This window comes from Flavobacterium sp., assembly GCF_044377315.1.
In the GTDB taxonomy this organism is placed as follows: Bacteria; Bacteroidota; Bacteroidia; order Flavobacteriales; family Flavobacteriaceae; genus Flavobacterium.
Map to the genome: position 1 here is coordinate 1 of NZ_JBILJG010000017.1, position 24950 is coordinate 24950.

General features: G+C 32.1%; 21 protein-coding genes and 1 tRNA gene. 13 read left to right on the forward strand and 9 right to left on the reverse strand.

Annotation, left to right across the window (positions count from 1 at the left end; genetic code table 11):
• Both ACIQ66_RS06760 and ACIQ66_RS06765 read right to left on the reverse strand, forming a co-directional pair.
• A partial coding sequence (locus ACIQ66_RS06760; RefSeq protein WP_396212035.1) for a beta strand repeat-containing protein occupies window positions 1-4570 on the reverse strand: 4570 nt, incomplete at its 3' end.
• 239 nt (window positions 4571-4809) lie between these two features.
• Complete coding sequence (locus tag ACIQ66_RS06765) at window positions 4810-5013, reverse strand: hypothetical protein (RefSeq protein WP_396212036.1); 204 nt, start codon at window positions 5011-5013, stop codon at window positions 4810-4812.
• 759 nt (window positions 5014-5772) lie between these two features.
• Between ACIQ66_RS06765 and ACIQ66_RS06770 the strand changes: the two genes are divergently transcribed.
• Complete coding sequence (locus ACIQ66_RS06770; RefSeq protein ID WP_396212037.1) at window positions 5773-7089, forward strand: hydroxymethylglutaryl-CoA reductase, degradative; 1317 nt, start codon at window positions 5773-5775, stop codon at window positions 7087-7089.
• 159 nt (window positions 7090-7248) lie between these two features.
• Window positions 7249-8163: a GYDIA family GHMP kinase gene (locus ACIQ66_RS06775; RefSeq protein WP_396212038.1), complete on the forward strand. Its 915-nt coding sequence runs from the start codon at window positions 7249-7251 to the stop codon at window positions 8161-8163.
• Window positions 8164-8215: 52 nt separating this feature from the next.
• Here ACIQ66_RS06775 and ACIQ66_RS06780 read toward each other — a convergent pair whose 3' ends face one another.
• The 5 genes from ACIQ66_RS06780 to ACIQ66_RS06800 all read right to left on the reverse strand — a co-directional run bounded on the left by ACIQ66_RS06780 (window position 8216) and on the right by ACIQ66_RS06800 (window position 13141).
• On the reverse strand, window positions 8216-10312 hold the full coding sequence (locus tag ACIQ66_RS06780; protein ID WP_396212039.1) for a peptidylprolyl isomerase: 2097 nt from the start codon (window positions 10310-10312) through the stop codon (window positions 8216-8218).
• A gap of 98 nt (window positions 10313-10410) precedes the next feature.
• Window positions 10411-10602: a hypothetical protein gene (locus ACIQ66_RS06785; RefSeq protein WP_396212040.1), complete on the reverse strand. Its 192-nt coding sequence runs from the start codon at window positions 10600-10602 to the stop codon at window positions 10411-10413.
• A gap of 6 nt (window positions 10603-10608) precedes the next feature.
• Window positions 10609-11160 (reverse strand): LPS export ABC transporter periplasmic protein LptC, encoded by a 552-nt coding sequence (lptC, locus tag ACIQ66_RS06790; protein WP_396212041.1) that lies wholly within the window; start codon window positions 11158-11160, stop codon window positions 10609-10611.
• Between the two features lie 9 nt (window positions 11161-11169).
• The gene (locus tag ACIQ66_RS06795; protein WP_396212042.1) at window positions 11170-12414 is read right to left on the reverse strand and encodes a hypothetical protein; all 1245 of its coding nucleotides are present in this window, start codon (window positions 12412-12414) and stop codon (window positions 11170-11172) included.
• Complete coding sequence (locus tag ACIQ66_RS06800) at window positions 12407-13141, reverse strand: type III pantothenate kinase (RefSeq protein ID WP_396212043.1); 735 nt, start codon at window positions 13139-13141, stop codon at window positions 12407-12409. The genes ACIQ66_RS06795 and ACIQ66_RS06800 overlap by 8 nt, the downstream gene beginning before the upstream one ends.
• Before the next feature lie 143 nt (window positions 13142-13284).
• Between ACIQ66_RS06800 and ACIQ66_RS06805 the strand changes: the two genes are divergently transcribed.
• Both ACIQ66_RS06805 and ACIQ66_RS06810 read left to right on the forward strand, forming a co-directional pair.
• A tRNA-Phe gene (locus tag ACIQ66_RS06805) sits at window positions 13285-13357 on the forward strand.
• Between the two features lie 51 nt (window positions 13358-13408).
• Entirely contained in the window at window positions 13409-13939 is a 531-nt protein-coding gene (locus ACIQ66_RS06810) for an RNA methyltransferase (protein WP_396212044.1), read from the forward strand.
• On the opposite strand, the gene folK is transcribed toward ACIQ66_RS06810, so the two are convergent.
• Entirely contained in the window at window positions 13929-15065 is a 1137-nt protein-coding gene (folK, locus tag ACIQ66_RS06815) for a 2-amino-4-hydroxy-6-hydroxymethyldihydropteridine diphosphokinase (protein WP_396212087.1), read from the reverse strand. The genes ACIQ66_RS06810 and folK overlap by 11 nt on opposite strands.
• A 129-nt stretch (window positions 15066-15194) precedes the next feature.
• Between folK and sppA the strand changes: the two genes are divergently transcribed.
• The 8 genes from sppA to ACIQ66_RS06855 all read left to right on the forward strand — a co-directional run bounded on the left by sppA (window position 15195) and on the right by ACIQ66_RS06855 (window position 22157).
• A complete protein-coding gene (sppA, locus tag ACIQ66_RS06820; RefSeq protein WP_396212045.1) occupies window positions 15195-16964 on the forward strand; it encodes a signal peptide peptidase SppA in 1770 nt (589 codons plus the stop codon).
• A gap of 63 nt (window positions 16965-17027) precedes the next feature.
• Window positions 17028-17630 (forward strand): Uma2 family endonuclease, encoded by a 603-nt coding sequence (locus ACIQ66_RS06825; protein ID WP_396212046.1) that lies wholly within the window; start codon window positions 17028-17030, stop codon window positions 17628-17630.
• A 135-nt stretch (window positions 17631-17765) separates the two neighbouring features.
• Window positions 17766-20375: an AsmA-like C-terminal region-containing protein gene (locus tag ACIQ66_RS06830; protein WP_396212047.1), complete on the forward strand. Its 2610-nt coding sequence runs from the start codon at window positions 17766-17768 to the stop codon at window positions 20373-20375.
• Window positions 20376-20465: 90 nt separating this feature from the next.
• On the forward strand, window positions 20466-20912 hold the full coding sequence (locus ACIQ66_RS06835; protein WP_396212048.1) for a DUF6934 family protein: 447 nt from the start codon (window positions 20466-20468) through the stop codon (window positions 20910-20912).
• A 4-nt stretch (window positions 20913-20916) separates the two neighbouring features.
• Window positions 20917-21075, forward strand: a complete 159-nt coding sequence (locus ACIQ66_RS06840) for a hypothetical protein (RefSeq protein ID WP_396212049.1) — start codon at window positions 20917-20919, stop codon at window positions 21073-21075.
• A gap of 47 nt (window positions 21076-21122) precedes the next feature.
• Window positions 21123-21272 (forward strand): hypothetical protein, encoded by a 150-nt coding sequence (locus tag ACIQ66_RS06845; RefSeq protein WP_396212050.1) that lies wholly within the window; start codon window positions 21123-21125, stop codon window positions 21270-21272.
• A 317-nt stretch (window positions 21273-21589) separates the two neighbouring features.
• Window positions 21590-21820, forward strand: a complete 231-nt coding sequence (locus ACIQ66_RS06850; protein WP_396212051.1) for a hypothetical protein — start codon at window positions 21590-21592, stop codon at window positions 21818-21820.
• Entirely contained in the window at window positions 21810-22157 is a 348-nt protein-coding gene (locus ACIQ66_RS06855; RefSeq protein ID WP_396212052.1) for a type II toxin-antitoxin system PemK/MazF family toxin, read from the forward strand. Before ACIQ66_RS06850 ends, ACIQ66_RS06855 begins: the two co-directional genes overlap by 11 nt.
• Before the next feature lie 45 nt (window positions 22158-22202).
• Here ACIQ66_RS06855 and ACIQ66_RS06860 read toward each other — a convergent pair whose 3' ends face one another.
• The gene (locus tag ACIQ66_RS06860; RefSeq protein ID WP_396212053.1) at window positions 22203-22997 is read right to left on the reverse strand and encodes a DUF2797 domain-containing protein; all 795 of its coding nucleotides are present in this window, start codon (window positions 22995-22997) and stop codon (window positions 22203-22205) included.
• Between the two features lie 96 nt (window positions 22998-23093).
• Here ACIQ66_RS06860 and ACIQ66_RS06865 point away from each other — a divergent pair, with 96 nt between their 5' ends.
• The gene (locus tag ACIQ66_RS06865) at window positions 23094-24626 is read left to right on the forward strand and encodes a GH3 auxin-responsive promoter family protein (protein ID WP_396212054.1); all 1533 of its coding nucleotides are present in this window, start codon (window positions 23094-23096) and stop codon (window positions 24624-24626) included.
• Window positions 24627-24950: the final 324 nt, after the last annotated feature.

Below are 24950 nucleotides of genomic sequence, written 5' to 3' on the forward strand. Positions count from 1 at the left end.
AGGCCGTTGTTGCTCCTGAATAAACACCTCCATTAGTAACATTAGTCCAAGAAGTTCCATTGTTGATGCTTTCTTGCCATTGAAATTGTCTAGTTCCTGAACCTCCTGTGGCAACAACACTAAATGTCGCATTACCTCCAACACTTGTTAACTGATTAGCTGGTTGTGTCGTTATAGAAGAAGCACTACCTGCCGTCATAGCATTGGACGTTAATCCTGTATAAGAAGCTGCCGTAACAGTTCCATTGGGATTAACTGAAGGAGTACCTGTTCCAAACATACCTCCGTCTGTTCCACTGGCGGTAGTAGTATTATAATATTCATTAGCATCAGAACAACCGTCATTATCTGAATCTGTTTCTAAACTATCTGGTATTCCATCACCATCAGAGTCTGCGCAACCTTGTGTTATAGTAATCTGAATATCGTCCAAAAAATTACCTGAACCTAGAGATCCACCAGCAGCTGAAACTGACTCGAAAGCAATAATCAATTGTGATTGTCCCGCTGGAATAGTATATGTACCTGAATAAGTCACCCAAGCAGTATTACTAGTAGACATCGTCTGTACCGAAGTTGCTGTTGCTAAGCTCGGACCCATTTTAACTCTCGCAACATCTATGCCACCTCTTCCTCTGTGTTTTACAGACCAAGCAACAGAACCCGAGGAACCATTTAGGCAAAATGTTTGGTATAAGGTAGAAACTTGATTGGCATTTAACTCAATAAATTGATTTCCGCTAGCAGCTGGCACTCCGAAAAAGCCTGTGCGCCAATACTCAATTAAACCATCAGTTGCTGTTGTTTGCCATCCTCCAGAAGAATTTTGATTCAGAAGAATATATGTAGAAACATTATGAGGTGGTTGTGTAATGTTTGGCAGTTCAAAACTACCATTTACAAATTGATCTGAGCAAGTAATACTACACTCTGTAGTATCTAAAATACCATCATTGTCATCGTCTAAATCACAAGCATCATAAATACCATCAGAGTCTGTATCCGTTGTTAATAAACCAACTAGGACCACTGTTGTTACTGCAGGTGTTAAACAAGAAGTATCTGCTGTATTTCTTACTCTCAAAGTGTAAGTTCCTGGGGGTAGTAATTCAAAGGTAGGTCCTGCTTGGTAAGTCGTTCCATTATTGACACTATATTCTACGCCTACTTGTGTTGCAAATACTATTGTTCCTGTTAGTACTGCACATGTTGGTTGTGTCGTGCTTGCAACTATAGGTGTAGTAACAACGCATAAATTAGCTGAAGTCGAAACGACATTTGCACAAATAAAATCTGATGGTGCAATAATGACTCTATAATCATAGCCAACCATTGCAAGTGTAGCGCCTGTAATGGTTAAAGAGTCCGTAGTTGCTCCAGAATAAACACCTCCATTGGCAACGTTAGTCCAAGAAGTTCCATTATTGATGCTTTCTTGCCATTGAAATTGTCTAGTTCCTGAACCACCTGTGGCTACAACACTAAATGTTGCAGTACCTCCAACACTTGCTATCTGACTAGCTGGTTGTGTCGTTATAGTAGAAGCACTACCTACTGTTGCTAGTATAGCGTTTGCATAATTTCCTGTGTAAGAAGCTGCTGTAACTGTTCCGTTTGCATTTACTACTGGCGTTCCTGTTCCAAACATCCCTCCGTCTGATCCACTGGCGGTTGCTGCATTATAATATTCGTTGGCATCTGTACAACTATCATTGTCTGAGTCTAAATCTAAAGAATTTGGTAAACCATCTCCGTCTGTATCTATAACATCACAACCATTATTTGAAGTTGGAAACAATACTATGTCATCAAAAAGAGGATCGTTACCAGCAGTTGATGTTGCGTTTCCATATAATCTTAATCTAATATTAGTATTTGCTCCAGTTGTAAACGTTCCAGAATAAGCAACAAAATTGCTTGGATTTGATGTATTAAAAGGATTCAAATAAGTTCTTGTATAAATAATATTAGAACCGTCAAAAACTTCTGGTTGAATAATTCCATTATAGTTCAATGCCATTTTATAAGAAAACGTATAAGTTGTATTAGGTTGTAAAACAACGTTTTGCTGATAAAAATAATCATACGTACTTCTCATATCAACTTGATAAGCTCTTACATTATTAACAGTACAAACATTTACTGTTGGTGAAGTAGCATGCGTAGTAAATCCAACAAGTCCATTATACGTTGGACTAAAAGTAAATCCAGTAAAATTATTATCAAAATAAGAATTTATTAATAAATTATTAGATGTTCCACAAGCATCAGCGTTACATTGTAATTCAATAGTATCCAAAACACCGTCATTATCATCATCAACATCACAAATATCAGCAATACCATCTCCATCAGTATCAAGAGTTGAAAAAGCAGTAATAACGACTGTGGAATCTGCTTGTGCTGAACAAGTAGTATCGGTTAAACTTCTAACTCTTAATGTATAAGTGCCCTCAGCTAATCCTTCAAAAGTTGGACTTAGTTGATAGGATACACCATTATTGACACTATATTCAACACCTGCTTGTGTTGTAAACACAATAGTTCCTGTTGGTACGGCACACGTTTGTTGTATCACACTTGTAATTCTAGGTGTAGTAACAATACATAAATTAGCAGAAGACGAAACGGTTTCTACACAAATAAAATTTGATTGTGTAATAATGACTCTATAATCATAGCCAATCATTGCAAGTGTAGCTCCTGTAATGTTTAAAATGGCCGTAGTTGCTCCTGAATAAACACCTCCATTAGTAACATTAGTCCAAGAAGTTCCATTATTGATGCTTACTTGCCATTGAAATTGTCTAGTTCCTGAACCTCCTGTTGACACAACACTAAATGCTGCATTACCTCCAACACTTGTTAACTGATTAGCTGGTTGTGTAGTTATAGTTGCAGCACTACCTACTGTTGCTAGTATAGCGTTTGCATAATTTCCTGCGTAAGAAGCTGCTGTAACTGTTCCATTTGCATTTACTACTGGCGCTCCTGTTCCAAACATCCCTCCGTCTGATCCACTGGCGGTTGCCGAATTATAATTTTCATTGGCATCTGTACAACTATCATTGTCTGAGTCTAATTCTAAAGAATTGGGTATTCCATCATCATCAGAATCAGTACATAATATAGAAATATTGTCTAATCTTAAATCGGGAATATTCAGCTGGCATCCAGAACAGTTAGTGATAGAAAATTGTAATGTTGATGTAATAGGAATACTTCCTTTAGGTATCAATAATGTTACCGTTGTTGCGGTATTGTTAGGTAAAGTAGTTAGTGCTGGTGACAATATAGCCCCACTATCCGCAGTAATTGTACTCGCCGAATTTATAGTTGTAGGAATAGAAACCGTAGCATAAACAGTATTATTTAATCTAACACGCAACTGTAAAACGCCTATTGCATTATTAATTGGTGTTATATCAAATTTTAAAGTAATGTTTCCATTTGTACCCAATAACCCACTTACACTTTGTGATAAAAGACCATCAGGGCTCAATAAATCGTCTGAATTATATGTATAATGAGCATTATCAATAAAACTTGAAAAATTAGTTACTGTCCAATCTGAAGAACCATTACTAAAATCTCCGTTTTTGACAATAGCTGGTGAATTGCAACCTTCATTAATATCTAGAATACCATCGTTGTCATCGTCTAAATCGCAAACATCGAAAACACCATCAGAATCTGAATCTGTTGTTGATAAACCAACTAATTCGACTGTAGAGGCCGCTTGTGCTGAACATGTAGTATCGGTTAAACTTCTAACTCTTAATGTATAAGTACCAGAGGCTAATCCGGTAAAAGTTGGATTTTCTTGGTAAGTTGAACCATTATTAATACTATATTCAACGCCTGTTTGTGTTGTAAATACTATTGTTCCTGATTGAACGGCACACGTTGGCTGAACTACACTTGAAGTAGTTGGTGTAGAAGGATTGGCAGAAGTAGTGAAATTAGAGTTCTGGACTGTAGAAAAAACAGTGCTTACTCCATTAAAATACTTAGTCACACCATAAACCTTATAAGCTGTATTACTTAAAAGTGAGTTTAGGCTAAAGTTATGATTAACATTGGCAGCTGTAACAGCGTTTCCGCTTAAAATTACAGTAGCACCAGGATAGCTCACTCCAGCCTCTATTTGATCAGCCGTAGGTGCTGTATCTGCATTAGGAATCACAACATAACTTGTAGTCCCTTCTATTGTAGAAGAATAAGTATAAATTGCTGAATTACAAGTAACCGTATTTATAGAGCCTGTTATAATAGCTATCTCTTCAATTGTCTCGCTAATTACTTGATTAGCACCATTACCTTTAATTCCCCATCTTACATCAAGTGGATAGGTGCTATATGTTAACTTAGTCCATAAAGCCAAAGTGCTTTTATTGTAAAATGACTGTTGGATATTTCCAGAAGGATTAATTGAATTTTCAGCTCCATCAACTATCTTTCTACTATCATTATCAAATACAATAGAACGAGCGTTTAATTGCAATGTAAAAAAGAAAAAAAGAAAAATCGTTTTTAAGACAAAACTTATTGTAGAATTTTTAAGTAACATATTCACTATTTTTAAAAGGTATATTTAGCAATCTTCCAAGAAGAAGAAGAAGTGTTTTTTTTTCAAAATCTATAGTTAACGGGATAATTTTTTTCTCTTTTGGTCGTATGTAAATGGTAGTAACTAACAAATGTATTCTTCCCATCTATAGACATTGAGTAAAAAAATTAAGGTCTTGCAGTATTTACTTGATTATTTTAAATAAATAAAATTTTCATTTAATCTGCAAGTATCCCTGTTTAATCACTAGAATCAAAACCAGTATTAAGAATTAAATAATCATTATTTAAGGTTGATTGAACTTCTTTCGGTAAATTTTTATTCAAAATATCAAATGAAAACCATTGAATGATAAGTTGATTTCTATCATTTAATGATTGGCCATTCAAAAAGTTGAGCGAACTACTCATAACTAAAATTAGCAGAAAATAGATGTTTTTCATTAGTTAGTTTTTTCTTGTATTTCAAATTCGATGCATCAATTACAAAATAATTTTATATAAGCATTGAACTTTTATTTATTTATTTATTAATCTATATTGTTATATTTTGTATATCCTAAATTCAAGGAATTCAAAAACTATAAATCAATTGAATACTCTACATTGAAAATAGTTTCTAAAATATTTTATTCAAGTTTAAATACTACATTATTATTAATAAAAACAGTATTCACTATGTTTTTAATAATCTAAGCGACTTATTAACAATTAACATCTATTCATTAATTTTTATTTCAGTTACTTTTCAATTAAACAAACTTCATTATTTTCAACACATTATAAACTATAAAAACCTTAGAACCTGCAAAATTAAACAAACATTTAACAAATAAGATTTTAAATAAAAGTTCTTATTAACAATTTAATTGGCAAATTTGTTGATAACTTAGATTAAAATGTTGATAACTAGAATATTTTTTATAATTGAGAAATCAATGCCGTGACAAAAATTGTAAGTCGCTATTTAAAAATATTTTTATTTGTTAAATTTTAAAAACCCGAAAAGCCTTACTAAATTATTAATTTACAATTAATTAGCATTTATAACTAGAAGCATTATTACTATATAAAAAACTTTAACCCCAAAAAAATAATAAACTTAACTCATCTAAAAAAAATAAACTGCCTTACAAAGTTTTAAAAAAGAAAACTAATTATATAAATCCAATGATATATCTTTGTCTTTTAAGTATTACAAAAATGAATAACGCCATATCAGGATTTTCTAAATTATCCAAAGAAGATAAAATTAATTGGATAGCCAATCAATATTTTGCCAATCCGTCAGAAGCTGAAGAAACCATTAAACAATATTGGAATAACAATACCCAACTGCAACAACTTCACGATGAGTTTATAGAAAACACTATCACCAATTTTTATTTACCAATGGGAATCGCTCCCAACTTTCTTATCAATGGTAACTATTATTCAGTTCCAATGGTAATTGAAGAAAGTTCGGTAGTAGCCGCAGCAGCAAAATCTGCAAAATACTGGTCAACTCGTGGTGGCTTTAAAGCAAAAGTTATCAATTCTGAAAAAATAGGACAAGTTCACTTTATATATATAGGTGAAACCGCCAAACTTGAAAGCTTTTTTAACAAAACCAAAGCAACCTTTTTATCGGCTACCGAAAGCATTACTAAAAATATGCAAAAACGTGGAGGCGGAATTCTAGATATCGAATTAAGAAACAAAACTAACGAACTAGAAAATTATTTTCAACTTCACGCAACTTTTGAAACCAAAGATTCAATGGGTGCCAATTTCATCAATTCGTGTTTAGAACAATTTGCCAAAACCTTAAAAGAAGAAGCCCAAAATTATCCTGACTTTTCCGAAGAAGAAAAAAATATTCGGGTTGTAATGAGTATTCTTTCTAATTATGTTCCTAACTGCATTGTACGTGCAGAAGTTTCATGTAAAATCGAAGAACTTGCCGAAAATAAAATCGAAACTCCTCAAGAGTTTGCAGAAAAATTTGTTCAAGCGGTTAACATTGCCGAAATCGAACCTTTCAGAGCCGTTACTCACAACAAAGGTATTATGAACGGTGTTGATGCAGTTGTTCTTGCTACCGGAAACGATTTTCGTGCCGTTGAAGCTGGAGTTCACGCTTACGCCTCACGAAATGGAAAGTATTCAAGTTTATCGCATGCCAAAATAGAAAACGGCATCTTTACTTTTTGGATGGAAATTCCATTAGCATTAGGAACCGTTGGCGGCTTAACGTCGTTGCATCCGTTAGTGAAAATGGCATTGCAAATTCTAAAAAACCCTTCGGCTCACGAATTAATGCAAATTGTGGCGGTTACTGGTTTAGCCCAAAACTTTGCCGCTTTACGTTCGCTTACAACTACAGGAATTCAGGAAGGCCACATGAAAATGCATCTAAATAATATACTAAACCAATTTCAAGCCACCAAAGACGAACGAGTTGCAATCGCCAAACATTTTGAAAAAAACACGGTTTCGCACGCATCAGTAGTCGAGTTGATTGAAAATTTAAGAAAATAAAAGTTGGAGCGAATGGTTCGGGCATTTCGATAATCCTTTCTTGTCCGCCGAAGGAGGATTCCCGCTTTCCGTTCCAATCTGTCATCTCGTAAAAACGAGACAACAGGATTTCCACTGCAATCGGGGCTATTGAGCTAACCATAGCACAAAATCACGTTTATGAAGAAAGAATTTTATAGCAACGGAAAATTATTAATAACAGGAGAATACGTAGTTCTTGATGGTGCAAAAGCATTAGCCTTACCCACCAAGTTCGGACAAAATTTGATCATTGAACCGTCAGACAATAACGAAATATATTGGAAAAGCCACGATTATGATAAAAGCATCTGGTTTGAAAGCACTATTCCGTTTTCGGCTATTATTCAAAAGAAAAAATACAACGCAGAACAATCGGTAAAAAATACTTTAATAGAAATTTTACACCAAGCCTATCTACTAAATTCCAATTTTATTTCTCAATCAAAAGGTTACATAATCACAACCGAATTGACATTTCCAAAATTTTGGGGATTAGGCACTTCTTCTACTCTAATCAACAATATTGCCCAATGGTTAGAAATTGACGCCTACGAATTATTGAAAAAAAGTTTTGGTGGAAGCGGTTACGACTTGGCTTGCGCTCAAAATAATTCGGCTATTCTTTACCAACTACAAAACGAAAAACCAGTTATTGAAAAAATTAGTTTTGAACCAACTTTTTCAGACAAAATTTATTTTATTTATCTAAACAAAAAACAAAGTAGCAAATCTGCCATTGCTTCTTATCTCGATAAGCAAGGTGATATTAGCAAAACAATAAAAACAATCGATTCAATAACAAAAAAAGTTTTGCAAGCAACCGAACCAAAAGAATTTGCGATAGCATTGCAACAACACGAAATAGAAATGAGCAATGTTTTAGAATTACAAACCGTTCAAGAAGCTTTATTTGACGATTTTCATGGTGTAATTAAAAGTCTTGGTGCTTGGGGCGGCGATTTTGTTTTAGCCATTTCAAAAGAGAACCCAACCGATTATTTCAAAGAAAAAGGGTATAAAGTGGTCATTCCGTATCAAGAAATGATTTTATAAAATCAAAAAAAATCCCTAACATATGCTAGGGATTTAATATATTTTTTAACTTCTAATAGTTAAAGTCAGCTCTGTTATCTTCAATTTCAGCATCCGACTTAAGCGCTTGAATAACTCTTCCAGCATTTCCAGCAGCTTGTTGTGCCACTTTCTTAGTATAATCAGCGTATGATTTTAAAACGGGGGCTTTAGTAACCGCTTTTGTTTGGATTACATAAACTCCTGTATTTCCTTCAATTGGTGCCGAAACTTTGTTAGCCGAAGTACCAAATGCTGTACCAACCACTTTAGGCTCATAACCAGCATTAGGAATTGATGGGTTTTGTAAAACTAAATCTACTGCATTTTGAACTGTTACAGCATTTTTAGAAGCAATAGTAGCTAAAGAACTTCCAGCCATTTTAGCTTTTATTTTTTCAGCTTTCTTTTTGTTTCTTATAGTATTTTCTACCATAGGTCTTGCATCTTCAGCCGACATTAAGCCTTCTTCTGAAGCTTTCTTAACTTTAGCAATTACGTTACCAACGTTAGCAATTTCGAATCTTTTTACATCACCAATTTTAGTTTCTTTTTCAAATGCCCAACGAACAATTTGTCTTTGGTTTTGCATTGGTCCAAAGTTTTCGTCCATTGTTTTAACTTTTACAGATGGATTGATTGTCAATTTTTCAGCTTTAGCAACAGCCGCAAAATCTTTTTCGTTAGCATCCATTTCAAACTTAACCGCTTGTGTATAAATTTTATCAGCAGTAGCTTCAGAAGGTTCAATTTTTTGAGAAATTGTAGCCAAACGAACACCGTCTTGTTTATCGGTAACATTAATAATATGGAAACCAAAATCTGTTTCAACCAAACCAATTTTTCCAACAGAATTATTGAAAACAAAATCGTTGAAAGGCTTCACCATTTGACCTGGAGAAAAGTAACCCAAATCACCACCTTGCTGAGCAGATGAATCATCAGAATTAGTCAAAGCTAACATCAAGAAACTAGAAGGATTAGCTTGAACTTGTGCTAACAAAATTTCTGCTTTAGCTTTAGCTTGCTCTTTAGTTCTTTTTTCTTTTTTGTTTGGCACTTGTGTTCCTTCATAACTAATTAAAATATGGCTTGCTTTAGCAGAAGTTCCAGATTTTCTTCCCATTGCTTTAGTGATGCAATAATCTTTACCATTCATATACGGTCCAAAAACTTGTCCAATAGAAAGAGTATATAATTGTTCAGCATATTGAGCTGGTAAATCTTTTTTAGCTACAAAAGTAGAATCATAAGGTTTTTCAGAATTAGCATTTACAAATTCAACCGTGTTTGATGCTTGAGCAAATCCAACAATTGTATCGTTTGCACCAGTTTCTTTATTGTAAACAACACCACCAACAAGCAATTTATTGATTTCGTTTTTAACTTCTGCTTCGTCTTCTGGAGATGCTTTATCTTCTATAAGAACATAGTCTAATTCGCGACCAGCTTCACCTTTGTATTTTTTCTCATTCTTTTTAATAAATTCTAAAATTTCTGCATCAGTAACTTTTACAGTTTCATCTTTTATTGAGGTATAAGGTACGGCAACAAAATCAAAAGCAACTTTATCAGATTCCATTTTGTATCTCAATTTACCTTCAGCTTCGGTTGTAAACATGCCCGCTTTAAGTAAAGTATTGTAGATTTGGTATTTTGCATTAAGTGTTGCAGATTTTTCTTGATCTTTCAACATGGCAGCTTGCTCAGGATTTGATTTGAAAAATTCTTTGAATTTAGCAATATCAAATTTTCCATCTTTACCTTGAAAAGTTGGATTTCCACCAATATTTTGGTCGTTTTTAAAAATTTCCAAAATGTGTTTTTCACCAACTCTCAAACCTAATTTTTCAAATTCTTCAGAAAGTAATGCAACAGAAATTTCTTGATCCCAAACTCTATTTGCTGCTTGAGTCGAAGTCATTCCTTGACCACTTTTTTCAAGATTACTAACTTTTAAACGAAAATCTTCGAAAGTAATATCTTTTCCGTTAACGCTTCCAACATCATTTGAACTTGTAGAAAAACTATTATTTTGAACGATGTCGCCAATGATAAATGCTAATAAACTCAAACCAATAACTACTATTAGTAAAAGTGAACGTTGTCTAATTTTTTGTAAAACTGCCATTGTATTATTGTTAATTTTTTTATTTCAGTTTGCGAAAATACAATTATCTATTTAATAATTATAGTACTAAAGCTGAAATTTGTATGAAAAATGTTTTTTTATTGATTTTTGTTACGATCTTCAAACTTTTTTGCAAATTTTCTTCTGAAGAAAAACATGAAAATTGCTAATCCAGCTATTAGTAAACTTAGTGCATAACTTTCGTTTGTAGTATACTTCATTATTCCATCATAAATGAAATAAATTCCAAAAAGTAAGTAAGCGTATTGAGTGTATTTTAGGTAATTCATAATATATTATTTATCTTCTGTTTGTATTTCTCCTTTTATTCTTTGCGAGTTTACAATTTTAAAATCTTTACTAAAATCGATTCCTTCGCCAAAAGAATTTCCGTTTGGGTCCGAAAGTTTATAAACTCTTTGTGTATGAAACCATTCATTTTTTTGATCAAAATACAATTGTTCTGTTTCGAGTATTTGACCTGTTTCGTTATAAATTTTAACTTTTCCTTGCAAATCAATAACATCTGTTCCTTTGAATGAAATTGCATATTTTGCTTTCACAAAAGTCTTCTTGCCATTTTCATCATACATTGTTACATCGATGCCTTTTGGGAATTCTATAAATGGAAATTCAACATTCCCATAATCTAACATTTTTGGACTGATCAAAATTGATTTTATTCTGCCAGAATCCGTGTATTTCAGATTAAAATCGTCTGCTTCTCCTGATGGATGAAACTCAGAAAGGTTGATTTTTTGAACGTCTTTAATACTGTTTCCTTCACAGGAAATTAGCAACATAAAAAGCATTGCAGTTGAAAAAAATATTTTGAAATTATTTTTCATTAACCAAGATTAATCATACTTTCTTTTTACAAACCATAAATCATTAACGGATAAACTTATCATAACATTAAAAAAGTTTTCTTGAACAAGATTAGCTTTAGCAGTGCCACGCTTGCCAAGTTCAGCACCAATATTAAGGTTTGAAAATGTTCCACCAAGAGGAAATCCGAATCCTAATGAAAATGCTTGCTCCTTGATAGACTCATTACTTATAACTAAACCCGTATTTTCATATCTAAAACCACCTCGATAGGTTACTTTATTAAAATAATTTGTAAACGAATTATAGTTTGGCAAAAAATAACCACCAAGGCTATACTTCATGCTGTTTTCAAAAGTTCCTAGTGTATAGGTAGGAAATAAATTTGAAGACTTACTACTTTCAACCGAGGTTATTTCTGCACCAATAAGCCATTTACGCGCTTGACCAATACCTAACCCAAAAGAAATTTTGCTAGGTAATTTTATATCTCTTTCCGAAATTCTTTCATCTTCAGTTTGAAAACTTGCACCCGACGATGATATTGAGGATGTTGTTACACTATTACTAACCCTCAAATTAGATTCAGGAGAATAAACAAAACTTGAATAAACATCAAGTTTGGCAGTAATCTTTTTTTGATACATTGCTCCTAAGTTAAGGTTTAATCCATTTAACTCAGAATTATTTAACTGTAGAATACCTAACTCAACATTGGGCAACAAGTAACTTTCAGATTCTATTGTTCCAAAATTAAAATTAAAATCGGCTCCTACGCTTAAATCTTTGGTAACTTTATAACCTAAAGCAACATACACTTTGTTTAATCCACCTGACGCAACATTTGTTTTTACTTGTTGTATTCCTAAATTGTTTGTACTAGTATTACTAACTTTATAACCAACCGAAGAATATGGAATTAACCCAAAACTTGCGCCAAATTTCTTTCCTATTGGTACTGCAACTGCAAGATAATCAAGCGTAGTTCTTTGTGCTTTTTCTTTATCATTATAGGTAACGAAATCATACGTTTTAAAAGTTCCTGCAACTGTAAAAGTTGTCAATTTTAATCCCGCAAAAGAAGCTGGATTTTGCAAATTGATATGAATACTATCGGACAACATAGAGATTCCTCCCATCAATCTGTTTTCAACGGTTCCTTTAAATCTTACATCTCCGATTCCGTAAAAAGAATAAGGTGAAGCTGTTCCTTCTTGTGCTATTGAGGCTACAGTAAAAAGTAAACTAATACTCAGTATAAATTTTTTAATCATTTTTGATTTTGTATTGATAAATTGTATTCAAACTTTCGAGTAAAAAGTTTGAGTTGGCAAATATGGTATTTTTTAATCGTTTAGCCAAAAAATCTGCATCTCCACCCGTTAAAATTATTATAAAGTTTTCGTATTTAATTGAATATTGATTGATAAAACCATTTATTTCATTGGTTAATCCTTCTATCACGCCTGAATGAATGGATTCAGAAGTAGAATTTCCTATGAATGATTCCGGTTCTTTTTTGGTAAGCAAAGGTAATTTTACAGTATAATTATGTAAAGCCTCATACCTTAAACGTATACCTGGAGAAATTGCTCCTCCAAAATAATTGTCATTAGAATCAATAAAATCATAGGTCACACATGTTCCTGCGTCAATAATAAGTCTGTTTTGGTTTGGATACAGAATTGTTGCCCCCGAAGCAAGAACAATTCTATCAATTCCTAAAGTATGTGGTGTTTCATATAAATTTACAAATGGAAACTTATCTTTGTGAGTGATAAAATGAGTTTTTATTCGATTTTTAAACACTAAAAAAGCTTCTTTTTCTATATTTCCAACAGACGCCACAATCAAATTAGAAACATTTTTATACTTATTTAAAATTATTTTAATTTCTTTTAGAAAATCTTCTTTTAAAAAAAAATGACTACTAATAATTGTATTGTTCTCAAATACAGCATATTTAATTCTTGTATTTCCGATATCGATAGCTAACAACATTGAAGATGATTTGATTTTGCAAAGTTAGTGATTGATTTTTTTAAATAATTGTTTTGTTTAAATAAAAAATGATTCTATATTTGCACCCGCAAACAAGTTCATCGAACTCCTACTAAAGTAAGAGCAAAGTGAGATATTAGCAAGGTACCTTAGCTCAGATGGTAGAGCAATGGACTGAAAATCCATGTGTCCCTGGTTCGATCCCTGGAGGTACCACAAAACCCGAATAGCAATATTCGGGTTTTTTGTTTTTATTAAATCATCATTATGAGAAAATTAGACAACAGCGAATTAGACCGAAAATCAATTCAAGATTTTAAAAGTTCAGATAAAACTCCACTTATTATTATTCTTGATGATATTAGAAGTTTGAATAATATTGGTTCCGTTTTTAGAACTTCCGATGCTTTTTTAATAGAAAAAATCTATTTGTGTGGCATAACTGCAACTCCTCCAAACAAAGAAATTCACAAAACTGCTCTTGGCGCAACCGAAACTGTGGCTTGGGAATATGCAGAAAATGTTCTAGAAGTAATTCAAAACTTGAAAAATGAAAAAATCAAAGTTTATGCAATAGAACAAGTAGAAAACTCGATTTTTTTACAAGATTTAACAATCGAAAAAGAAACAATATACGCTTTAGTGTTTGGAAATGAAGTATTTGGTGTTAATCAAGAGGCTATTCAACTCTGTGATGGTACTATTGAAATACCTCAACTTGGAACCAAACATTCACTAAATATTTCTGTAAGTGCTGGAATTGTAATTTGGGATTTGTTTAAAAAAATTAATTTTTAAATTTATTCTGAATTTCTTTCAAGATATAAAGGTAATCTTGTTGGTTTTTTACAAAATCTTTATCGGAAATATCAATTACTAGAACATTCAAATCTTTCTGCGTTTTGATATAATCTAAATAACCAAAATTGATTTTTTCTAAATAATCGGCTTCTATGTCTTGCTCGTAACTTCTGCCACGAACTTTGATATTCTCGAGCAATCTTTCAGTGTTTTGATACAAATAAATATACAAATCTGGCTTGGGCATTTCTTTGTAAATTATCTCAAAAAGCTTTCTGTACAAACGATATTCATCTTCGGTAAGCGTTACTTTGGCAAAAAGCAATGATTTGAAAATATGATAATCGGCTACGATAAAATCTTTAAACAAATCAAATTGTGCCAAATCATCGGAAATTTGTTGGTATCTATCAGCCAAAAATGACATTTCTAGCGGAAAAGCATATCGGTTTTGATCTTCATAAAACTTTGGTAAAAATGGATTATCAGCAAATCGTTCTAAAACTGTTTTAGCGTTAAAATCTTCTGCAATTTTGTTGACCAAAGTCGTTTTCCCAGCACCAATATTTCCTTCAATAATTATGTAATTATACTTTTCTAAATGAATCGATTCCAATGGAGATTTCATTTTTTGAACCAAAACACAATTTATTTTGCCTTCAAAATTTGAAATAAGTTCTGCAATATGTTTTTTATTGATAGGATGAATCCAATTAGAATCTAAATCGCGAATGGGTACTAAAACAAATAGCCTTTCTTGCAAAAAAGGATGCGGCACAACTAAGTTTTCAGTTTCAATTACCGATTCGTTGAAAGAAATTATATCAATATCGATAATTCGTTGTTGATAACCTTGCTTTTCGGAACGAACTCGACCTAGTTTTTTTTCAATTTCTAAAATTTGATGTAAAATTTCATCTGCATTTGAATAACTATGAATCAAAATCGCACAATTATAAAAAGGCTCACTTTCAAATCCCCAAGAAGGCGATTCATATAAATTTGAAATTTTTACAACTGTACCGACTTCATTATGAATGCTTTCAATTGCCGATTCGATATTTTTCAATCGGTCGCCTTGATTACTTCCTAAGCCTAAAATGATTTGATTTTGCTCGTTCATACGTAAAGACAAATTAAGTAAAACAATTTCAGAATTGAAGTATATTTGCGCCAAATGTTACTAAATTTATTTGACTAATTTTGTAACAAATTACAAAATTAGTAAACTAACAAGTAAAAAAAATATAAAATGAGATTTTTAGGAAATGTATTAACAACGGTAATTGGAATTTTTGTTTTCATCATGTTACTGTTTTTCGGAATTATACTAATTTCTGCCCTTGCAGGGAATAGTTCTGAAGTTGTAGAAGTAAAAGAAAATTCGGTTATCGAACTTGATTTGTCAGAAGTAACCAATGATTACTCGGGAAAATTCACTTTTGAAAAAATGCCTTTTTTGAATGATACCGATTCACACGACGGTTTAACAGATGTTATTTACGCCATTGAAAACGCAAAAACAGATGAAAACATCAAAGGAATTTCGATTCTTAACAACACTTCAATGCTCGGAATGGCTCAAAGTAAAGCCTTGCGTGATGCATTAGAAGATTTTAAAAAATCAGGAAAATTTGTGTATGCTTACGCAAATGCTTTTACCCAAAAAGAATATTATTTGAACTCTGTTGCTAATACTGTTTATCTGAATCCAGTTGGTGATATGGATTTTAAAGGGCTTTCATCTGAAGTTATGTTTTTTAAAGATTTTCAAGATAAATCGGGTATAAAAATGGAAGTAATTCGTCACGGAAAATACAAAAGTGCCGTTGAACCTTTCCTTGAAAATAAAATGAGCGATGCTAATAGGGAACAAATCACCTCGTTACTAAATTCGGTTTGGAGTTCAGTTGTAAAAGATATTTCTACAAGCAGAAAAATTCCTGTTGAAAAACTAAATGCTATCGCCGATGGACTTTTAGCAAGAACTCCTGAAATGGCAAAAACTGAAAAATTAGTTGATAAAGTAGCATACGAAGATATTTATCATGACGACATTAGAAAAATGCTAAAAGTTGAAAAAGACGAAGACTACAACTCCATAAAAATTTTAGATTATGCTCAAAATGTAGCAACTACTGTTACCAAACCATCTTCTGAAAATAGCATTGCGGTAATTTATGCACAAGGCGAAATTATGGATGGTGAAGGCGATGTAGATGTTATCGGAGAAGGCTCAATGCGTCGTTCACTTATTGAAGCTAGAAAAGATAAAAGTATAAAAGCAATTGTACTTCGAGTAGATTCTCCAGGTGGAAATGCATTAACTTCTGATTTAATTTGGAGAGAAATTGAATTGACCAAAAAAGTAAAACCTGTTATAGTTTCTATGGGGAATTATGCAGCATCTGGCGGTTATTATATTGCTTGTAACGCCAATAAAATTTTTGCCGAAGAAAATACAATTACAGGTTCGATAGGTGTTTTTGGAATTTTGCCTAACTTTAATGTGGCGGCTACAAAATTTGGTTTGCATTCTGAATTAGTAAAAACACATTCAAACGCTAGTGATTATAGTCCGTTTGTTCCAATGGATGAAAATTTTAAAAACTTCGCGCAACAATCCGTAGAAAACATCTATACCACTTTTGTTTCACGTGTTGCTGTTGGTAGAAAAATGACAACCGCACAAGTTGATTCTATTGCACAAGGAAGAGTTTGGTCGGGAAGCGAAGCAAAAAAAATCGGTTTGGTTGACGAAATTGGCGGAATGGACGCAGCACTAAAATACGCAGCTTCATTGGCAAAAGTTAAAGAATACAGAACCATCAACTATCCTGAATACAAAAAAGATCCAAGAGATTTACTTAGCGGATTAGGCTTTCCGTTTGCCCAAACCAAAGAAGCTTTAATCAAAGAAGAAATTGGGGCTGAAAACTACAAAGTAATGCAAGAAATCAAACGTTTTTCGTTGCGAAAAGGCGTTCAAGCTTCTATGCTTTATGAAATCGAGATAAAGTAAATTTTAAAAATCCGTTTGATAACTCAAACGGATTTTTTATCTTTGAATATAAAACAGTTTGAAATGCCTAACGTAATTGAAAATTTTAAAGATTTAGATTTGTCCAAAAGCTATACTTTTGCAGATTATCTTACGTGGAAATTTCAGGAAAGATTAGAACTAATCAAAGGTAAAATTTTCCAAATGAGTCCTGCTCCAAATCGATATCATCAAAGAATTTCAGGAAATTTATATGGTGCGTTATGGACAACTTTTAAAAGTAATTCTTGTGGTTTGTATTCTGCTCCTTTTGATGTGAGATTGGTAAATTTCAAAAAAAGCACCGATGACAATCAAGTTTTTTCTGTAGTTCAACCCGACATTTGTGTTATTTGTGATAAAGAAAAATTAGACGATAAAGGTTGTATTGGTTCGCCAGATTTAGTTATTGAAATTCTTTCGCCAGGAAATACAGATAAAGAAATGGGAATTAAGTTTGATTTGTACGAGGAAAATGAAATCAAAGAATATTGGATAATTGAACCTACTGACAAAGTAATTTTTATTTACACTTTACAAAACGGAAAATACATCGGATTGAAACCTCAAACGCATCTCGACAAAATAAAAAGTCCACTTTTCCCCTATTTTGACTTTAATATTAGTCAAATATTTTTAGACAACTAAATAAAAATCCGTTTTGTAATTCAAGCGGTTTTTTTGTGAAAACATTACAATTCAACTTATTGCAAAAAATGTAACTTTGCGTTGTTAATAAGGCAAGGTTTTTGCTTGTAATAATTAAGTTTAAAAAGAAATCGTATGTTAAAGAAAATCTTATTATCGTTAGGTGTATTATTAGTTTTATTAATTGGTTCATTAGTTGCAATTCCGTACTTTTTTCAAGATGAAATAAAAGCAAAAATTGCAGCAACCATCAATGAAAATTTAGATGCAAAAGTTTCGTTTGCCGATGCCGATTTGAGTTTGTTCAAAAGTTTTCCGCAAGCTAACGTGGCTATTGAAAAATTAGTTATCATTAACAAAGCACCATTTGAAGGTGATACGTTGGTTTCATTTGGGGAATTAAATTTGAAAATGTCGATTAAAGAATTATTCAAAGGCAAAGACGAACCTTTAAACATTGAAGCTTTGTCAACCAAAAACTCAGTTGTAAATATCATTTTCAACAAAGATGGAATTGGTAATTTTGAAATTGCATTAAAAGATAGAAAAGACGAAAAAGATGCAGGAAAAAGTGATCCGTTAAACTTGAAAATTAGTCAATATGAGGTTGAAAATATGCGTTTCACATTTAAAGATGATGCGTCAAAAATCAAAATGGTTCTTGACAGCATTAATCATACTGGAACTGGAGATTTTGCAGCAGAAAAACTTGATTTAGACACACAAACTACTGCAAAAGTTTCACTTGATATGGACAAAGTAAACTACATGAGAAATGTAGCTTTATCGCTCGATGCTGTTTTAGGAATTGACTTAGCGCAAAGCAAATATACTTTCAAAGAAAATAAAGCAAAAATTAACGAATTACCGTTAGAATTTGACGGTTTTATCCAAATGGTCGAAGCCGGTCAAGTGTATGATTTGAAATTTAAAACGCCAACTTCTTCATTTAAAAACTTCTTAGGGTTGATTCCTGCGGCTTATGCTAGCAGTTTGGATAATGTAAAAACTACGGGGAATTTTACCGTTTCTGGTTTTGCCAAAGGAACTTTGACTGATACAACAGTTCCGAAATTCAACATCGCGATTGCTTCTAACAATGCTTCATTTCAATATCCTGATTTACCAAAATCGGTTCAGAATATTATAATTGACACCAAAATTATTAACGAAACTGGTTTAATGAATGACACTTACGTGAATTTGGACAAACTTTCATTTTCAATCGATCAAGATGTTTTCAATGCAAAAGCTAGCATCAAAAATGTAGCTACAAATGCTTTGGTTGACGCTGTTTTGAATGGAACTATCAATCTTGGAAACTTCACAAAAGCGTATCCTATAAAATTAGACACACCACTTTCGGGAATATTAAAAGCAGATGTTACAACCAAATTCGATATAAAATCGGTTGAAACTAGTCAGTATCAAAACATTAATAATGCTGGAACTATGCAACTTTCTGGCTTTAAATATTCTTTAGAAAAAGGAAAAAATTTGACAATCAACAATGCTATTGTTCAATTCAATCCGAGTAGAGTTAATTTGCAAGAATTTAAAGCTAAGACTGGAAAAAGCGATATCAACTTGACAGGTGTTTTAGAAAATTTCTACGGATTTATGTTCAGAAATCAGAATTTGCTAGGAAATTTCAATATGGTTTCTAATCAGATTTCGATTACCGATTTTATGACCACTACCGAACCAACTAAAACTGAAACCAAAGCGGCTTCTGAACCAGTAAAAATTCCAGCGTTTTTAGATTGTTCGTTGACTGCAAAAGCGAACACCGTTTTGTATGACAATTTAATTTTGAAAAATGTAGCTGGAAAACTGATTATAAAAGACCAAGCCGTAACATTACAAAATGTAAATTCTGATGTTTTTGGTGGAAAAATTGGCATGAACGGAACGGTTTCGACCAAACAAAAAACGCCAACTTTCAACATGAAATTGAACTTGAACAAAGTAGATATTCCATCAACCTTTACGCAACTTGAAATGTTGAAAAAAATTGCCCCAATTGCTGGTGTTATTAATGGGAAATTGAACTCAACCATTAGTCTTTCAGGAAATTTAGATGCTAAAAAAATGACACCCGATTTGAAAACGCTTTCTGGTGATTTATTAGGTCAATTATTAGATGGTTCGGTAAATTCAAGCAATTCAAAACTACTTTCTACCTTAGATTCTAACTTGAACTTTGTTGATTTGAGCAAATTGAATTTGAAAGATTTAAAAGCAGCGTTGACTTTTAAAGATAGTAAAGTAAATATCAAACCTTTTGACATAAAATACCAAGATATAAAAGTTAACGTTGGCGGAAGTCACGGTTTTGATCAAAACATGAAATACGATTTAAAATTTGATGTGCCAGCTAAATATTTAGGAAACGAAGTAAATGCATTAATAGCAAAATTAACGCCTGCCGATGCAAAAAAACTAGATAATATTCCAGTAAATGCTATTTTGAACGGAACTTTCTCAAACCCAAAAGTTACGACTGATGTTAAAGCCGCAACGACAACATTTGTAACCAATTTGGCAAAACAACAAAAAGACAAATTGGTAAAAGAAGGTACGACAAAATTGGGTTCGTTAATAGATAAAAACATCAAAAAACCAGGCGATACTAGCAAAACGGTTATTCCAACAACCAAACAAGAAGTTAAGGAAAAAGTAAAAGAAGAAGCTACTAAAAAAGCTGGTGACTTATTGAATGGGTTGTTTAATAAGAAGAAGTAGGTTTAAGAAAACTGTTTAAAATAAGTAATGGTTCGAAATGAACCTATTTAAAAAAACATTATTTTTGTTAATGAAAACAAATATTAAATAATGAATTATCCCAGATATGATTACTCGGCAGGAAATGAATTAAACATTTTTGAGTTTGAAAGTATTGGAAACAAAGGGAAAATAAAAAAAATAGTTCAATATACAGAAATGTCTATAAAAGGTTATTTCAACTTAGGTTTTGGAGATTTAGACCTCAAAACTAGAGAAATAAACGATGAAATTATAACAAATAATGGAGACGGACAAAAAGTTTTAGCAACCGTAGTTTCAACATTGTACTCGTTTACAGGAAAAAATCCAGACGCCTATGTTTATGCAACTGGAAGTAGCGAATCTAGAACGAGATTATACAGAATGGGAATTACAAATAATCTTGAAGAATTGAAAAAAGATTTTTTTGTTTTTGGATTAAGAAATGACAATGTATTTGAAAGTTTTATAGTTGGGGAAGATTATTTAGGTTTTTTAGTAACTAGAAAAAAGTAGAATTATGAAAGTAGATGAATTAAACAAAGCGAAAATTCCAGTTGTTAAAATCAACAAGAATTTAGAAGAATTTAATGGCAAGGTGTTATTTCCGAAAAAACTTGCACTTGCAAATAAAATGTTGTCAAAAGTTGAACTACCAACTTTAGATACATTAAAATAACATCGCAGTCAGCGTGAACTTTTAGTTCTAGTCAACAACAAAATATTTTGGATACAAGCCAGAAGCTTACACTAGATGGCGATACCAGCAAAACAGTTATTCCAACAACCAAACAAGAAGTAAAGGAAAAAGTAAAAGAAGAAGCCGCCAAAAAAGCTGGTGACTTATTGAATGGGTTGTTTAATAAGAAGAAGTAGGTTCACCGCTAGTGCGAACTTCTAGCTTGTGACAAAACAAAATTTGTATATGAGATAGAAGCTCGCACCAGCACTGAGGAATTTCTTATAGATACTTATCTTTCTACACAAGACACTTATAAAGAATGGGTTAAGTGTTTTTATGGGATTTTGAGAAACTATTCTATTTCTTGTCATTCTGGGGAACGAAGAATCTCATAAATATCTCCAACAAATAAGCCATCAATACTTTTATTTATAATTTAAAACATAAATTTTTAATAAAACAAATTTACATATCAAAAAAAGATATACTTTTGTGATATAAAATAGAGTATATGAAGACAGTATCTTTAAAAATAGATGATTCCATATTTGGTGAAACTGAAAAAATTCTTTCTAGAATTAGTGTTTCAAGAAATAGATATATAAATGAAGCTATTGAAAATTATAACAAAATTCAAAAAAGAATAATTTTAGAGAAAAAACTTTTAGCCGAATCTGAATTGGTTAAAAACGAATCTATTTCAGTAGTAAACGAATTTGAAAAGATTGATTATGCAGATTAGTCAATATGAAATTTGGATAGCCGATTTGAATCCACAAACAGGAACTGAGCCAGGTAAAACAAGACCTGTTTTAGTTGTTCAAACTAATTTATTAAATAAAATTCCGCATCCTTCAACCATAATTTGTCCAATAACAACTAATGTTAAAAAGAATTCTGAAATATTACGAGTTCATCTAAAAAAAGGAATCGCCAATGTAATTGAAAATTGCGACATTATGATAGACCAAATCAGGGCAATTGATAATAAAAGGTTGGTGAAAAAAGTTGGTCTATTGCCAGAAAATTTAATAGAAAAAGTCAAAGAGAATATTTCAATTGTAATTGATTTAGATTGATTATGAGATAGTTAAATAATTTTAAATAATTTCAGAATAAAAACTCTATAACGAAATCTTCACCACATAACCTTCAAACGTTCGGATATTAAAAACCGTTCCGTCTTCAAAAATCAGGTATTGTCCTTTTATTCCTTTTAGTTTTCCTGTAAAGTTGGGTGATTTGTCTAAACTCAAACTTGTCACTTTTTTGGGATATTCTAAAACGGGAAAATGCAAATCGTATAAATCATCTTTTTCTTGATGAAAATATTCTTGAACTTCTTTGGGAATTAAATAATTCAAACTGGCACGTTCTTTAATCAAATCGGCTACTGGAACTTCATTTTTTAGCATTTTTTGCCAATTGGTTTTGTCGGCATACAAATTTTTCAGTGCAACTTCGGTAATTCCAGCCAAATAACGATTAGGAACTTCCACAATCGGAATAGCTTGCACAGCACCTTGATCAATCCATCGAGTTGGTACTTGGGTTTTACGCGTTACTCCTACTTTTATTTCGCTAGACAATGCCAAATACACAATATGAGGTTGCAATTGTACTTTGCGCTCGTACTCTAAATCTCTATCTTCTATGTCTAAATGCGCTGTTGAAAGTTCGGGTTTCATAATCCAATCTCCAGCAGAAGCCGATGACATAAAACAATCGTAACAAAATCCTTGACGAAAGATTTTTTTCTTTTTACCACAATTTAAACATTGGTAACCAACAAAATTTATTTCTAACGATTTATCCAACAATTGATTCAAATTGAGAAAGCTATTTTCAAAAACCAAATAGTATTGAATTGGATTAGCATATTCTGTTTGCATTTTGGTAAGCACGCCTTCGTAAGTCATTTAATTTAAAGTTTCAGGTTTCAAGTTCAAGAAAATTTGTTATTTTTGGTAAAGTTACTAATTTCGTATTTCAAACCTCGTAAATCGTACATTTTTATGCCTTTTCCAATAATAAATTCTATTGCTTCTTGGTTCTTAAAACAGCGCATTCATCAGATTGAGTTGTTTTTAAAATACCCTCATGAAGTTCAAGATGAATTACTTACAAACCTAATTCGCGATTGCGAAGAAACCGTTATAGGAAAAAAATACGATTTTGAATCGATAAAAAATTACAAAACATTTACCGAAAGAGTTCCAGTTTCTACTTATGAAGAATTGGAACCGATGATTGAACTTACACGAAAAGGCGCTCAAAATGTTTTTTGGAATACCCCTATAAAATGGTTTGCCAAATCAAGTGGCACTACCAATGCCAAAAGCAAATTTATTCCGGTAAGCAGCGAAGCGCTCGAAGATTGTCATTACAAAGGCAGCAAGGATTTACTATGCATGTATCTAAACAATAATGAAGAATCTGAAATGTTTATGGGGAAAAGTCTTCGATTAGGTGGCAGTTCTCAAATATATGAAAACAACAATACCTCTTTTGGAGATTTATCCGCTATTTTGATAGAAAACATGCCGCTTTGGGCAGAATTTAGCAGCACGCCAAGCAGCAAAATTTCGTTAATGAGCGAATGGGAAACCAAACTAACCGCCATTATCAACGAAACTAAAACCGAAAATGTAACCAGTTTTGCAGGTGTTCCGTCATGGATGTTGGTTTTACTAAATCGAATTTTGACCGAAACCAAAAATACTTCACTATTAGAACTTTGGCCCAATTTGGAAGTTTATTTTCACGGCGGCGTAAATTTTGAACCGTATCGCGAACAATATCAAAAGATTTTGCCTAGCAATGATTTCAAATACTATGAAATTTACAATGCTTCTGAAGGCTTTTTTGCGATTCAAGATTTGAATTATTCCAACGATTTATTGTTGATGTTGGATTATGGTATTTTCTACGAATTTATTCCAATGGATACTTTTGGAACTTCTAATCAAAAAGTTATTCCGCTAAGCGAAGTAGAATTGTTCAAAAATTACGCAATTGTAATAACAACCAATTCAGGTTTATGGCGCTATATGATTGGTGACACTGTTCGTTTTACATCACTAAGTCCATACAGAATAAGAGTTTCAGGAAGAACAAAACACCATATTAATGTTTTTGGGGAAGAATTGATGGTAGAAAATACCGATATGGCAATTGCTAAAACTAGTTCGATTTTAAACTGCGAAGTCATTGATTATACCGTTGCTCCTATTTTTATGAAAGGAAAAGAAAAAGGCGCACACGAATGGATGGTTGAGTTTAAAAAACAACCAAAAGATATTGTTCAATTTCAAAAAGTCTTAGATGAAACATTGCAAACATTAAACTCTGATTACGAAGCCAAACGATACAACAATATGACTTTAAATGAGTTATCTATAAATGTAGCACGTGAAAACTTGTTTTATGATTGGTTAAAAGAAAATGATAAATTAGGCGGACAACATAAAATTCCGAGATTATCTAACCAAAGGGATTATTTGGAGCAATTGAAATTAATGAATGTGGTGTCAAATTCCAAAAAGTAAAATCCAAATTTCAATTATATAAAAAACTACTTCTTATACTTTCAACCATTTCTTTTTTAGTTTCTTGCACAAATTAAACATAATTGGGATTTGGTTTTAAATTTAGGTTCTCAATTAATTTGAAACCTTTGGCAACACTTTTTGGAGATTAAACAATGTTTTATAACCTTTATATGTAAACACAATTGCTTACTACTAGTTAGTATAAAAACATAAAGGAGCGCAAAAAAAGATGGGTACTACAAAATAAAAACAAGCGCATTTTAGATAAATTCAAAAAAAATAGACGGCTTTCAACTTACATTTACCTTGTTGACTTTTAGT

Coding starts and splice junctions, on each gene's coding strand:
- ACIQ66_RS06765 (WP_396212036.1), bottom strand. CDS start 5,013: ATGAAAAACATCTATTTTCTGCTAATTTTAGTTATGAGTAGTTCGCTC.
- ACIQ66_RS06770 (WP_396212037.1), top strand. CDS start 5,773: ATGAATAACGCCATATCAGGATTTTCTAAATTATCCAAAGAAGATAAA.
- ACIQ66_RS06775 (WP_396212038.1), top strand. CDS start 7,249: ATGAAGAAAGAATTTTATAGCAACGGAAAATTATTAATAACAGGAGAA.
- ACIQ66_RS06780 (WP_396212039.1), bottom strand. CDS start 10,312: ATGGCAGTTTTACAAAAAATTAGACAACGTTCACTTTTACTAATAGTA.
- ACIQ66_RS06785 (WP_396212040.1), bottom strand. CDS start 10,602: ATGAATTACCTAAAATACACTCAATACGCTTACTTACTTTTTGGAATT.
- lptC (WP_396212041.1), bottom strand. CDS start 11,160: ATGAAAAATAATTTCAAAATATTTTTTTCAACTGCAATGCTTTTTATG.
- ACIQ66_RS06795 (WP_396212042.1), bottom strand. CDS start 12,414: ATGATTAAAAAATTTATACTGAGTATTAGTTTACTTTTTACTGTAGCC.
- ACIQ66_RS06800 (WP_396212043.1), bottom strand. CDS start 13,141: ATGTTGTTAGCTATCGATATCGGAAATACAAGAATTAAATATGCTGTA.
- ACIQ66_RS06810 (WP_396212044.1), top strand. CDS start 13,409: ATGAGAAAATTAGACAACAGCGAATTAGACCGAAAATCAATTCAAGAT.
- folK (WP_396212087.1), bottom strand. CDS start 15,065: ATGAACGAGCAAAATCAAATCATTTTAGGCTTAGGAAGTAATCAAGGC.
- sppA (WP_396212045.1), top strand. CDS start 15,195: ATGAGATTTTTAGGAAATGTATTAACAACGGTAATTGGAATTTTTGTT.
- ACIQ66_RS06825 (WP_396212046.1), top strand. CDS start 17,028: ATGCCTAACGTAATTGAAAATTTTAAAGATTTAGATTTGTCCAAAAGC.
- ACIQ66_RS06830 (WP_396212047.1), top strand. CDS start 17,766: ATGTTAAAGAAAATCTTATTATCGTTAGGTGTATTATTAGTTTTATTA.
- ACIQ66_RS06835 (WP_396212048.1), top strand. CDS start 20,466: ATGAATTATCCCAGATATGATTACTCGGCAGGAAATGAATTAAACATT.
- ACIQ66_RS06840 (WP_396212049.1), top strand. CDS start 20,917: ATGAAAGTAGATGAATTAAACAAAGCGAAAATTCCAGTTGTTAAAATC.
- ACIQ66_RS06850 (WP_396212051.1), top strand. CDS start 21,590: ATGAAGACAGTATCTTTAAAAATAGATGATTCCATATTTGGTGAAACT.
- ACIQ66_RS06855 (WP_396212052.1), top strand. CDS start 21,810: ATGCAGATTAGTCAATATGAAATTTGGATAGCCGATTTGAATCCACAA.
- ACIQ66_RS06860 (WP_396212053.1), bottom strand. CDS start 22,997: ATGACTTACGAAGGCGTGCTTACCAAAATGCAAACAGAATATGCTAAT.
- ACIQ66_RS06865 (WP_396212054.1), top strand. CDS start 23,094: ATGCCTTTTCCAATAATAAATTCTATTGCTTCTTGGTTCTTAAAACAG.